The organism is Bradyrhizobium erythrophlei, from assembly GCF_900129505.1.
In the GTDB taxonomy this organism is placed as follows: domain Bacteria; phylum Pseudomonadota; class Alphaproteobacteria; order Rhizobiales; family Xanthobacteraceae; genus Bradyrhizobium; species Bradyrhizobium erythrophlei_D.
The window spans coordinates 6205359-6217451 of the sequence record NZ_LT670818.1; the positions used below are offsets into that span (position 1 = coordinate 6205359).

Below are 12093 nucleotides of genomic sequence, written 5' to 3' on the forward strand. Positions count from 1 at the left end.
TCGCGGCGATCTCGCGGGGCCACGATTAAACCGAACAGGATTCAGGTTGCATCGATGAGTGAGAGGCCGCCCATTTCGCCACGTAGCCCGCGCGCCGCGCTGGAGCCCGAGCAGGTTCCGCCGCCGCCGAGACGTTCGGCACGCGCGCGCAATCCGCTCGTCGTTTTCGGCAATGCCGTCATCACCATCATTCTGGTGCTGATGATCGGCGCCGGCGCCGGATATTTCTACGGCAGGCAGAAGATCGAGGCTCCCGGTCCGTTGGCGGAGGACAAGATCGTCAACATTCCCTCGCGCGCGGGAATGACCGACATCGCCGATACGCTGCAGCGTGAGGGCGTCATCGACAACAATCGCTGGGCGTTCATCGGCGCCGTGTTCGCGCTGAAGGCGCGCTCGGAGCTCAAGCCCGGCGAATATCTGTTTCAGAAGAACGCCAGTCTGCGTGATGTCATCGGCACCATGGTCGAAGGCAAGGTGGTGCAGCATGCCGTCACGATTCCCGAAGGCCTGACTTCCGAACAGATCATGGCCCGCCTCGCGGACAACGACATCTTTTCGGGCACGGTCCGCGAGGTGCCGCGCGAAGGCACCCTGCTGCCGGAGACCTACAAATTCCCGCGCGGCACCAACCGCGATCAGGTGATTGCGCGCATGCAGCAGGCGCAGAAGCGGGCGCTCGCGGAAATCTGGGAGCGCCGCAACCCGGATATCCCGATCAAGTCGCCGGAGCAGCTGGTGACGCTGGCCTCGATCGTCGAGAAGGAAACCGGCAAGCCGGATGAACGCAGCCGTGTCGCAGCGGTGTTCGTCAACCGGCTGCGGCAGAAGATCAAACTGCAGTCGGACCCGACCATCATCTACGGGCTGGTCGGCGGCAAGGGGACGCTGGGCCGGCCGATCAAACGCAGCGAAATCCAGCAGCCGTCGCCCTACAACACCTATGTGGTCGAGGGCCTGCCGCCGGGCCCGATCGCCAATCCCGGCCGCGCCTCGCTCGAGGCCGCCGCCAATCCGGCGCGCACCCGCGACCTGTTCTTCGTCGCCGACGGCACCGGCGGCCACGCCTTCAGCGACACCTACGACCAGCACCAGAAGAACGTCGCCAAGCTGCGCGCGATGGAGAAGCAGATCCAGAACGACACCGTGGAGCCGGCTGACGATCCCCCGCCGGCCGCGGCGGGCGCGCCGGCCGACACCACCCCGACCGCGACGACGACCAAGCCGGCGCCTGCGAAGAAACCCGCGCGCGCCCCGGCCCGGCAAGGCGCCGCGCAGTCGACGGCGTCGCCGCCGGAGGTGCAGCAGTAGTCCGCCGAGGGTACGGGTTTTGGGGAGCAGCCGGCCTTGCGAAGCGCCGCTGAGCATTAATTTGCGCGCATTGGCGGCGCAAAACCGGTATCCACTTTTGCGCAATACGCGATAAGGTCGCGCCGTAACTCTTTTTGCGAATCTCACACCTTTCAACTGCCGGGGAAATTCACGCGATGGCGCTGTCGAGCATGACCGGTTTTGCGCGCAGCCATGGCGCCAGCGGACCCTACACCTTCGAATGGGAGCTGAAGTCGGTCAATGCCAAGGGCTTCGACCTGCGGATGCGGCTGCCGCCGGGATGGGACGAACTCGAAGCCTTCGCCAAGAAGCGCGCCGGCGAGGTGCTCTCGCGCGGTACCGTGTATGCCAATCTGAACGTCAAGCGTACCGGCGCGGCCTCGACGATCCGTATCAACGAGGAGGTGCTGGCCTCGATCGTGAAGGTGGCCGGTGTGCTCGCCGGCAAGATCGATGCGGTGGCGCCGAGTATCGACGGGCTCCTCGGAATCAAGGGCGTCATCGAGCTCGTCGAGCCCGAAAGCAGCGAGGAAGAAGACAAGGCGGCAAAGGGGGCGGCCGCGGCCGCGTTCGATCAGGCGCTGCTCGACCTCGTCGAGATGCGCCAGCGCGAGGGCGTGACGCTAGGGCAGATCCTGAGCCAGCGAATGGATGAGCTCGAACGCCTGGTGCAGAAGGCGGAGGCGGCTCCCGGCCGCCGGCCCGAGGCGATCAAGGCACGGCTTGCCGAGCAGATCGCGGCGTTGCTGGAAACCTCCGATCGCTTCGACCCCGACCGGCTCAACCAGGAGGCGCTGTTGATCGCGGCCAAGGCCGACATTCGCGAGGAACTCGACCGCATCGCCTCGCATGTTTCGCAGACGCGCGAGATGATCGGCAAGGGCGGCCCGATCGGACGGCGGCTCGATTTCCTGGCGCAGGAATTCAACCGCGAGGTCAATACCTGCTGCTCCAAATCGAACGATCTTGAATTGACCAACACGGGCCTTGCGATGAAGAACGTGGTCGAGCAGTTCCGCGAACAGGTTCAGAATCTGGAGTGAGGCATGACCGCGCATGGCCACGGCTTCGACGGAGTTGAGCGGCGCGGGCTGATGTTCGTGCTGTCGTCGCCCTCGGGCGCCGGGAAGACCACGCTGTCGCGCCTGCTGATCGAACGCACCCCCGGCCTGAAGATGTCGGTGTCCGCGACCACGCGCCCGATGCGGCCGGGCGAAGTCGACGGCCGCGATTATCGCTTCATCGGCAAGGCCGAATTCGAAGCGATGGCCGAGCACGGCGATCTGCTGGAGTGGGCCACCGTGTTCGACAACCGCTACGGCACGCCGCGCGCGCCGGTCGAGGCGGCGTTGTCGGCGGGACAGGACGTGCTGTTCGATATCGACTGGCAGGGCACCCAGCAATTGCGGGAAAAGGCGCGCGCCGATGTCGTCAGCGTCTTCATCCTGCCGCCGTCCGCCGCCGATCTTGAAAAGCGGCTGCACTCCCGGGCCCAGGATTCCGATGAGGTGATCCGCGGCCGGATGAGCCGCGCCAGCCACGAAATGAGCCATTGGGCCGAATACGATTACATCGTGATCAATCACGATATCGGCGAAGCGTTTGCCGAAGTGCAGTCGATCCTCAACGCCGAACGGCTGAAGCGCGAACGCCGTACCGGTTTGACGACGTTCGTCCGCGAGCTGCAGCGGCAGCTGAAGAAGTAGACGGGTGCTTGATCATGATCCGATCGGATCATGATCGCGTCTCTTAGTTTGAGCATGATCTCCGAGCAAACACTTCGCGTTTGTCGAGGGAAAACCGCTACCAACTTTTCCGGATCATGCTCTAGCTGCGCGCCCGCTTTGAAATCTGCGCGTAGAAATCGGCGACCCTGTCGTTCGGCTCGGCGACCTGATCGAGGTCGCGCGGGAAGGGGCGTCGAGGGACGACATCGTCGTCCGAGTGAGCCGGCAGCCTGATGTTGTCGTTGTCCATCGATTCCCAGATCTGGTTCCGGCGCACGCGCTGGCGCGCCGTGCGCCGCGCCCCGCCGAATTTGAGGACGAGGCTGGCGGTGATGCCGGCGAGCGCCAGCGCGCCGCTCATCACAGCCAGCAGCACCGGGAGCGAAGCGGGCAGGCCTTGCGAGGAATCCGCCGTAGCGAGCGGAACCGCGGCCGCCGCGGGCGGCGGAGCGGCCGCGGTTGCATCCGATGGCGCTGAATCGGATTGCGGCGTAGCTGACTGCGACGAATCCGATGGCGGCGAATCGGATGGCGACGCCGATTGCATGTTCGGGGCTTGTTGCATATTCGCGGCTTGCATGTTCGCGGCCACTTGATCTGCCGGCGCTGGCGGACTGGCCGTCGAACCCGCGGCCGGGGAATCGGGCCAGCGCGAGGCGACAACCGACTGCGGTGCGTCCGCGCCCGCGGCGTTATCTGGGCTCGCCGCCGGATTGGCTGGCATCGCCGGAGCGTCGTTGTGCCCCGGCGGTTCGATGCTCGTCTGCTGCGGCCATTCGGCACGGGCGTCAGCGACCGAACGCTGCATTGGCGCGGCGGCAACCGGCTTTGCCGCAGCGGAGGAATTGGGCTCGGCGGTCTGCGATAGCTTTTCGCCTTCACCCCGCAGATACCAGCAATGGCGTTTGGTGCCGTGCTCGATGCGATAGTACCAATGGCTGCCTTCGGGCGTCTCGTTCTTCGGAGCGGCAAGGCAATCGTCCGCCGCGCGCGCCGCGTCATGCGTGACGGACGCGAGAGCGGCGACCGCGAGCGCGCTGACGAAGATTGCGGAGACGAATTTCGCGGCTCTGTCTGGCATGTGCCCCTCCGGTGATGATACGCGACACTTCACGGGCCATATCTCCGCAAAGACTTGGGTCGCAATGAGCCGCAATTCCGGAACGGGTAGGGTTTAATTTGGGCCTGCATTTGCGGCCGTAACGCCCCATATCGGACCAAAAGACAGCGGTTGTTTGTCATTGTTTGGATGACGTCCACTTTCCGGCGCAGCCCGGCCTTTTCCAGCGCAGGGTCAGTCGCTCGCGAGCACGTCGCTGAACAGCACGTAGCGCTGGCCATCGAAGCGCACCAGCCGCATCTGCTTGATCGGACGCAGATCGGTCGGGCTGGTCTTGAGACGGATCCCCGGCAGCAGCAGCGGCAGCTCCATGTCCAGGTGTGAGGCCTGCTTCATGATGTTCTCGCGCGTGAGATTGTCGCCGCACTGCTTGAGCAGTTGCACCACCGCGTAACCGATGTTGTAGCCATAGGGCGCGTAGTAGTCGCTCTTGCTGATGCGCGGATTGTATTTGTCCATCCACACGTTCCAGGCTTGCATCCGCGGATCGTCCCGCCATTGCGGGTCGGCCGGATCCTTCTGGTAGGCCGCGGAGATGATGCCCTTTGCGGCCTCGAACCCGGCCGGCTTGATCGCGCCCGCGATCGACGAACCGACGCTGACCACGAATTCCTGCGGATGCCAGTCGATGTCATAGGCCTTGCGAATGGCTTGCGCAGAGAATTTGGGGATCGTGACGATGAAGAACACGTCGGCGCCGGACGTCTTCAGCGAGACCACCTGAGAATCGACGGTCGGGTCGGTGGTGTTGTAGCTTTGCGTCGACACGATCATCGTCGACGCCTTGTCGCCGAGTCCGCGTTTGAAGCCGAGCAGATAGTCGCGGCCGAGATCGTCGTTCTGCGCCAGGATACCGATCTTGGCATCGGGTTTCGCAGACAGGATGTACCTGGCGTAGATCTCGCCTTCCGACGCGTAATGCGGCGTCCAGCTCATTGTCCACGGATAATGCTCGGGGTCGTTGAAGACGGTCGCGCCGGTGCCGATGAACAGATGCGGCACCTGCTTCTGGTTGATGTATTTCACCACGGCCATGTTGGTCGCGGTGCCGACCGGATTGACCAGAAACAGCACTTCGTCGCTTTCGATCAGGCGCCGGATCTGCTCCACCGTCTTGGGCGGGCTGTAGGCGTCGTCCAGGCTGATGAAGTTGATCTTGCGGCCGTTGACCCCGCCCTGGTCGTTGATCATCGCGAAATAGGCGGTAGCGGAGACCGCGCCGGCCGAATAGGCCGACGCCGGGCCGCTATAGGGCGTGGTGGTGCCGATCTTGATTTCGGTGTCGCTGGCGCCCGGACTGTATTGCTTCTGTGCCGGGGCCGGCGTCGCGGCCAGGCTCAGCGCGAGCGCCGCGATGGCGGCGAGAGCAGAACGATTCCTCCAACAAGCCATTACGTCCTCCCTGTCAAGCGAGGCTACATGGCACTCCGCCTCTTTTGGCGAGGCTTATAAAATGCGCTGCCTCAGTTCTTCAGCACGATGCGCCCGACGACTTTGCCGGCGCGCAATTCATCGATCCATTTTTGGACGTCGCCCATCGGTTCTTCCTTCATGGGGGTCGGCTTGATCTTGCCGGCTCGCGCCAGCGCCATCAGCTCATGCGCTTCGGCCAGCGTACCGACCATGAAACCCTCGATCGTCATGCGCTTGTAGATCCACTGTACCATGGGCAGGCTGAAATTACCGCCCATTAATCCGGACACCACGATCTTGCCGCCGCGGGCGATCACCGAGACCGCGAACGCCATCGACTTCTCGTTGCCGGCGAAATCGACGATCTCGTCGAACCCGCCTTCGGTCTCCTTGATGATGCGTTTGACCACGTCGGCTTCGGAAGGATCATAGGCGACGGCGGCGCCGTTCTTGAGCGCCGCCTCGCGCGCGGCCGGGCTCAGATCCGCGACCGAGATTTTCTGCTTGAACATCGCCTGCGCGAACGAAAGGCCCATCATGCCGACACCGCCAAGCCCGATCAGCAAGAGGTTGCGTTGCCGCGGCCGGTCGACCAGCCGCTTCAGCGCGCCGTAGGCGGTCACGCCCGAGCACATCAGCGTCGCCGCCTGATTGACCGGCAGCGGATCGTAATCCAGCAAATATTTCGCGTCCGGCACCAGTACGTGGCTGGCGAAACCGCCGTCGATGGAGACACCGAGAAAACGCTGCTTGAGACAGAGGTTCTCGTCGCCATTGGCGCAGTCGCGGCACTGGCCGCAGCCGATCCAGGGAAATACCGCCTTCTTCTTGTCGATCAGGTCCTTCGAAGCGTCGGGGCCGACTTCCTCGACGACGCCGGCGATCTCGTGGCCCAGCGTGAACGGCAGCGTCATGCCGCGGGTGGTATCGAGCCGCTTGCCGCCGCCGAGATCGGCATAGCCGTCCTGGATGTGCAGGTCGGAATGGCACAGCCCGCAGCGCTCGATGCGGACCAGGACTTCCCTGGCGGCAGGCTTCGGCGTGTCGATGATGGTCTCACACAATGGCGCATCGAATTTGACCAGTGATTGACGTCGCATCAGCGCCATGGTGATTCTCTCCTAAGGCACGTTCGATTTTGTGGTTCGTATATCGGTCAATTCGCGGGCCATGGCAACAAAGCCGGAGACCGGAATGGTCTCGGCGCGGCGCGTCGGATCGACATCCGCCGCCGCGGCCAGCTGGGCCGGGTCGACGCCGAGCGATTTGAGGCTCTGCCGCAGCATTTTCCGCCGCTGCCCGAACGCGGCGGCGGCAACCCGTTCGAGCGCCTTGCGGTCGCACGGCGCCGGCGCGGTGCGCGGCACCAATCGCACCACGGAAGAGGTGACCTTGGGTTGCGGCACGAAGGCGGCCGGCGAAATGTCGAACAGGATCTTGGTCTCGGCGCGCCAGTTGGCGAGCACCGCCAGCCGTCCATAGGCTTCGTCATCCTCGCGCGCGACGATGCGCTCGGCCACCTCGCGCTGAAACATCAGGACCATCATGTCGTACCATGGCGGCCACGGTTCGATCGACAGCCAGTCGATCAGGAGCGCGGTGGCGATATTGTAGGGCAGGTTGGCGACGATCTTTGCCTTGGTGGCGCCGATCAGCGGCCGCGGATCGAAATGCTGCGCGTCGGCACAGACGATCTCCAGGCGTCCCGGATATCGCCTGGAAATATCTTCGAGCGCCGGAAGGGCGCGCTGGTCGCGCTCGACCGCGATGACGTGCCGCGCCCCCAGTGCCAACAGCGCGCGCGTCAGCCCGCCCGGACCGGGGCCGACCTCGACGATCGTGGCATCTTCCAGCGGGCCCGCGGCGCGCGCGATCCGCGCGGTGAGGTTGAGGTCCAGCAGGAAGTTCTGGCCCAGCGATTTGCGGGCGGACAGGGCGTGCTGGCGAATGACCTCGCGAAGCGGCGGAAGGTCGTCGATCGCGCTCATGCGCCCTGCATCGCCGCCATGCGGTCGGCGAGCCGCAACGCCGCGACCAGGCTGGACGGATTGGCCTTGCCGGTTCCGGCGATGTCGAACGCCGTGCCGTGATCGGGCGAGGTGCGAATGAACGGCAATCCAAGCGTGACGTTGACGGCGTCGTCGAAAGCCAGCGTCTTGATCGGGATCAGCGCCTGATCGTGATACATGCAGATCGCGCAGTCATAGGTTTTGCGTGCGGCTTCGTGGAACATGGTGTCCGCCGGCAGCGGTCCGTGAACCGCGATGCCTTCTCTGCGCAGGATTTCGACGGCGGGCGCCACCAGGGTCTGGTCCTCGGTGCCGAGCGTGCCGTCTTCGCCGGCGTGCGGATTGAGGCCGGATACCGCCAGCCGCGGATTGGCGAGGCCGAAGCGGGCCTTCAAATCCGCGACCGCGATGCGGGCGGTCGTAACGATCAGTTCGCTCGTCAGCTGCGCGATCGCCTCACGCAGCGCCAGATGGATGGTCACGGGAACGACGGCGAGGACAGGCGACCACAGCATCATCACCGGCTGCGGCGTGTGGCCGCCGGTCGCCGCCAGTTCGGCGAGAAACTCGGTATGGCCGGGATGCCGGAAGCCTGCGCGGTAGAGAACGCTCTTGGCAATCGGATTGGTGACGACCGCGCTGGCCCGTCCGGCCGCGACGTCGCTGACGGCCTGACGGATGGAGGCGATGGCGGCGTCCGCGCTGCTGTGGTCGGGCTGGCCCGGCTGCGCCGTCGCGGGGTGGCCGGTGGCCACCACCGGCAAGACGTCGGGGAATGCAGCAAGTGCGTCCTCGGCGCGAATTTCGGCGATCGCAACGGTGAGCCCGAGCAGCTTTGCGCGGTGCCTGTGAAAGTCGGGATCGCCGAGCAGGTAAAAGGCGGGGAGTTTCAGTTCAGTCCGGCGCAGCCACGCCGCGAGGGTGATGTCGGGCCCGATGCCCGCGGGTTCGCCTGAAGTCAGCGCGAGCGGCTTTGCCATGCGTCAACGATATTCGATCATCGCGGCTTTGTGGAGTTCCTGCAGGTACCAGTTCGACTTCGCCGTGTATTTCTCCGCATACATCTTTTCCCGGATTTCCTTCCTCTTCGGCGTGTCGATAGTGGTGGGCGTCCTCGCGCACAGCGCCACCATCTCCACGCCCTGCTTGGTGATCTCGGGCGCGGTCAGATGGCCGATCGGGGTCTTGTCGAGCCCGTCACGAAGAACCTCCGGGATGTCGGCCGAGGTCTTCACCACGATATCGCGTATCGCGGCATTGGGCATGGACTTGAAGAGAGCGTTGGCCTCGGCGCAGCTCTGCACGCGGCTGCGCAGCGTTTCGGCCTCCTTCTGCCTTCCCTCGATGACGGCCTGGGCCGATCCCCGCGGCACGATCAGAACGATCGGCTGCATCTTGTACTCGAAGGCGTCCGCTTGCTGTTTTTCATCGCCGCCGCCGGCCTGGACGGCGGCAGCGACGTCCTTCTCGCCGACCTGGAGGCTCTCCTTGTACCGTCCGCGCACCAGGCTGGTCCAAACCATGTCGGCCTTGATGCGGGACTTCAGCGTGTCGGGCCGAATGCCCTGGCTTTCGAGGGATTTGGCCAGTTGTTCCGCCGAAATCCGCATCCTTCCGGCCATCGAGCCAAACGCCTGATCGACATCGGAATCGGCGGGGTCGACGCCGTATTTCTTGGCTTCCTTGATCTTCAGCTTTTCATCGATCAGCTCGTTGATCACCTGCTGTCGGTCGGCTTGCTTGTGTGTTGTCAGGAAGTTCAGCTTGCTGCGCTGTTCGATATCGAAAGTGGTGATGGGGTCGCCATTGACCATGACGGCGACGGATTGCGCATGCAGCGGCGTGGCGCAGGCCATCAAGAGAAGGCCCGCGGCACAGCCGAGGATGAGAGAGGAGAGGCGATGAGAGAACGTTGTCATGGTCATGTTCGCGATATCAGCCGATTCGAATTGCAGCGACGGTGGGACCCGGTCTTGCGGTCGCCCGCCGACGCCAGTTCTACTGAACGCCAGTGGCTCCGCTCGCCGACGCGGCCGAATTGGCGATGGTCCGCAAGCCGATCTGCAGCATGAAGGCGTGACTGAGCACGGGCGGCGTGGTGCCGGCCGAGTAACTGTAGGACGTCACGTAGTTGGCCGCCAGCACGAAGCAATCGTCCACATATCCGGCGCCGACGACGTACTGGTTGACCTTGTTCGCTTCGAGATCCCACCGCGCCGACCCCGTCACCACCCAGTTCGCGGCGAGCTTGACCGAGGCGGTGCCCAGGAGTCCTTCGCGGCGGGTCAGGTATCCCAGTTCCGGCTGCGGCGCGTAGTTACCGTACATCATGCTGACCGACCAGCGGTCGAACGCCGCCCGGCCTTCAGCCTCGAAACGGTTGACGTTGAGCGTCGCCTCGTCGAGCCGCGTGCGCACGCTGAACGTATAGGTGCGGTTGGGCGAATAATTGACCCGCGCCACGTAATCGGATTTTGCGTTCTGCAAGCCGGAATCGACCCCGGTATTGGTCACATCCTGCACCGCGTAGGAATTCAGGCCGAACAGCTGGTAGGACTGTCCGAACAGCACGTTGACCGATCCGCCGCGGTCGAACTGCGTCGTTGACTGCACGCCGACATTGGCGCGGCCACCGCCTTCGACGCGGTCATAGCCCGAGAATTTGTCGACGCTGAACAAGTTGCTGGCGTCGAAGACCATGCTCTGCGCGTCTTCGTTGGGAAGCTTGCCCGCATAGGATTCGTTGGGACGGGCGATGATCTGTGCGATCGGCTCGATCGTCGTGGAGCCCCACGGCTGCACGTTGATGAAGGGATAGCGATATTCGAGGCCGATCGTCGGCATCACCCGGAGCGCCTGCGTGTCGCCGACCGGCAGGAAGTTAGAGACACCCGGCTGGTTCGAGATCGAAGCATCGATCGCGTCGGCGCGGATGCTGGCAAACGGCGTCCAGATTTCACCGGCGGAATCGGTGAACGAGCGCCGCCACTGCGCCTCGCCCGTCAGCCGCGTATAGGTGCCAGGCATGCCGCGCAGCAGGCATTGCGACGGCGTCCGCGCCAGTGGATCGGCGGATGTCGTCGTGCACAGGCTGGCGGTATTAGCCAGCGTCGTGATCGGGTCAAACACGGCGTCGTTGCGCGTCAGGCTGGTGAAATTCGTCTTGTAGCTGACTTCGCCGCCGAAGATCGGGCTGTTGAGCACGTTCGAATAGTCGACGACCGGGTGAATGACCGGAACGTTCTGCTGGAAGCCGGAGAAGCTCAGATAGTAGATCGTACGCGCGTCGAAATAGCTGCGATTGCCGACGCCCGTTAGATAGAGCTGCGAAATGGCTTCGGTCGGCAGGCTCAGGAACGAGCCGAGCGGATCCTTGTACTGGGCCAGCCGATAGTCGGAGAAGAAGTAATAGTCCGTGAGCAAAACGCCATCCCAGCCCCACACCCATTTGTCGTTGAGCGCGAACTGGCCCTTGGTTTCGACGCCGCCACGGAACTGGCGGTCGCCGGGCTGGCCGGCGAAGGCGCCGGGATCAAGCTGATCGATGCCGTAGGCGCGGACCTGGTAGGCGCCGTTCAACAGGCGCTGGCGGAATTCGGCCTGCATCAATACGCCTTGCCGGGTCGTGAAGCGCGGGCTGAAGGTCGCGTCATAGTCGGGCGCGATGGCCCAGTAGAACGGCGTTTCAACGCCATATCCGTAGGTCGTGTCCGATGAGAAGCCCGGCATCAGGAACCCGGTCTTGCGCTTGACGGTCGGATCGGGGGTCGAGAAATACGGCATATAGGCCATCGGAACGCCGAAGAACTCGAGCTGCGCGTTCTCGAAGTACAGCATCTTCTCGTTCTGGTCGTGAATGATGCGCGCGCCCTTGACCTGCCACAGCGGCGGCTTCTTCGGATCGTCCTTGCAAGCGGCGCAGGCGGTATAGACGCCGTTTTCGAACACGGTGAAGTTGCCGCTCGAGCGGTCCGCGCGTGTCGCGGCCATCCGCGTCGCGTCGGCGGTGTCGACGCGCAGCGAATCGACGAACCCGTCGCGGTAGTCGTCGCTCAGATCCATGATGTTGGCGTAGGTAATCTTGCCTTCCGCATCGGTCATGCGGATGTTGCCTTCGGCATGCAGCCGTTTGGTCTTCTGGTCGTAGATGACCTTGTCGGCTTCGACGGATGTGCCGTTGTAAAACATCTGCACGTTGCCGACGGCCGACACCCGCGAGTTGTTGTAGTCGTAGTCGACCTCGACGGCCTGGACGAGCATCTGTCCGTCGTTGGCGACGCGGGGCGCCACCGGCCGGGTCGGTTGCGGATTGTAGGTGAAGCTCTGCGCCGAGGCGGGCGTCGCGGACGCAACCGCGCCGCCAATGACGGCGGCGAACATCAGCGCGAGAACGGTCCCACTGACGCCAGCCAAGCGGGAGCGATCGCCGCGCACGGGCGCGCGCCGCCGGAACGCGGACAACATTCTCTGGCGGGCGGCGACAACCACAGCC

At 64.2% G+C, this 12093-nt stretch carries 10 protein-coding genes; 3 read left to right on the forward strand and 7 right to left on the reverse strand.

The features are described from left to right. Positions 1 to 54 precede the first annotated feature (54 nt). From mltG to gmk, 3 genes are all read left to right on the forward strand, one after another. Positions 55 to 1311 carry an endolytic transglycosylase MltG gene (mltG, locus tag B5525_RS28735; RefSeq protein WP_079569019.1) on the forward strand — a complete coding sequence of 419 codons (1257 nt, stop codon included), beginning with the start codon at positions 55 to 57 and terminating at the stop codon, positions 1309 to 1311. A gap of 176 nt (positions 1312 to 1487) precedes the next feature. Then, entirely contained in the window at positions 1488 to 2375 is an 888-nt protein-coding gene (locus B5525_RS28740) for a YicC/YloC family endoribonuclease (protein ID WP_079569020.1), read from the forward strand. A 3-nt stretch (positions 2376 to 2378) separates the two neighbouring features. Next, positions 2379 to 3038: a guanylate kinase gene (gene gmk / locus B5525_RS28745; RefSeq protein WP_079569021.1), complete on the forward strand. Its 660-nt coding sequence runs from the start codon at positions 2379 to 2381 to the stop codon at positions 3036 to 3038. A gap of 121 nt (positions 3039 to 3159) precedes the next feature. Here gmk and B5525_RS28750 read toward each other — a convergent pair whose 3' ends face one another. The 7 genes from B5525_RS28750 to B5525_RS28780 all read right to left on the reverse strand — a co-directional run bounded on the left by B5525_RS28750 (position 3160) and on the right by B5525_RS28780 (position 12065). After that, positions 3160 to 4140: a hypothetical protein gene (locus B5525_RS28750; protein WP_079569022.1), complete on the reverse strand. Its 981-nt coding sequence runs from the start codon at positions 4138 to 4140 to the stop codon at positions 3160 to 3162. A gap of 213 nt (positions 4141 to 4353) precedes the next feature. Next, entirely contained in the window at positions 4354 to 5571 is a 1218-nt protein-coding gene (locus B5525_RS28755) for an ABC transporter substrate-binding protein (RefSeq protein ID WP_079569023.1), read from the reverse strand. A gap of 71 nt (positions 5572 to 5642) precedes the next feature. Beyond that, entirely contained in the window at positions 5643 to 6701 is a 1059-nt protein-coding gene (locus tag B5525_RS28760) for an alcohol dehydrogenase (RefSeq protein WP_079569024.1), read from the reverse strand. 12 nt (positions 6702 to 6713) lie between these two features. Beyond that, positions 6714 to 7580, reverse strand: coding sequence for a 16S rRNA (adenine(1518)-N(6)/adenine(1519)-N(6))-dimethyltransferase RsmA (gene rsmA, locus B5525_RS28765; RefSeq protein ID WP_079569025.1), 867 nt, complete (start codon positions 7578 to 7580; stop codon positions 6714 to 6716). Continuing rightward, positions 7577 to 8581, reverse strand: a complete 1005-nt coding sequence (pdxA, locus tag B5525_RS28770) for a 4-hydroxythreonine-4-phosphate dehydrogenase PdxA (RefSeq protein WP_079569026.1) — start codon at positions 8579 to 8581, stop codon at positions 7577 to 7579. Before pdxA ends, rsmA begins: the two co-directional genes overlap by 4 nt. Positions 8582 to 8584: 3 nt before the next feature. Further along, positions 8585 to 9520 carry a SurA N-terminal domain-containing protein gene (locus B5525_RS28775; RefSeq protein WP_172899992.1) on the reverse strand — a complete coding sequence of 312 codons (936 nt, stop codon included), beginning with the start codon at positions 9518 to 9520 and terminating at the stop codon, positions 8585 to 8587. Between the two features lie 79 nt (positions 9521 to 9599). Beyond that, entirely contained in the window at positions 9600 to 12065 is a 2466-nt protein-coding gene (locus tag B5525_RS28780; RefSeq protein ID WP_079573912.1) for an LPS-assembly protein LptD, read from the reverse strand. Between the last annotated feature and the right edge of the window lie 28 nt (positions 12066 to 12093).

Excerpts from the sequence above, each read along its gene's own strand:
- mltG (WP_079569019.1), top strand. The coding sequence starts at position 55 with ATGAGTGAGAGGCCGCCCATTTCGCCACGTAGCCCGCGCGCCGCGCTG.
- B5525_RS28740 (WP_079569020.1), top strand. The coding sequence starts at position 1,488 with ATGGCGCTGTCGAGCATGACCGGTTTTGCGCGCAGCCATGGCGCCAGC.
- gmk (WP_079569021.1), top strand. The coding sequence starts at position 2,379 with ATGACCGCGCATGGCCACGGCTTCGACGGAGTTGAGCGGCGCGGGCTG.
- B5525_RS28750 (WP_079569022.1), bottom strand. The coding sequence starts at position 4,140 with ATGCCAGACAGAGCCGCGAAATTCGTCTCCGCAATCTTCGTCAGCGCG.
- B5525_RS28755 (WP_079569023.1), bottom strand. The coding sequence starts at position 5,571 with ATGGCTTGTTGGAGGAATCGTTCTGCTCTCGCCGCCATCGCGGCGCTC.
- B5525_RS28760 (WP_079569024.1), bottom strand. The coding sequence starts at position 6,701 with ATGGCGCTGATGCGACGTCAATCACTGGTCAAATTCGATGCGCCATTG.
- rsmA (WP_079569025.1), bottom strand. The coding sequence starts at position 7,580 with ATGAGCGCGATCGACGACCTTCCGCCGCTTCGCGAGGTCATTCGCCAG.
- pdxA (WP_079569026.1), bottom strand. The coding sequence starts at position 8,581 with ATGGCAAAGCCGCTCGCGCTGACTTCAGGCGAACCCGCGGGCATCGGG.
- B5525_RS28775 (WP_172899992.1), bottom strand. The coding sequence starts at position 9,520 with ATGACAACGTTCTCTCATCGCCTCTCCTCTCTCATCCTCGGCTGTGCC.
- B5525_RS28780 (WP_079573912.1), bottom strand. The coding sequence starts at position 12,065 with ATGTTGTCCGCGTTCCGGCGGCGCGCGCCCGTGCGCGGCGATCGCTCC.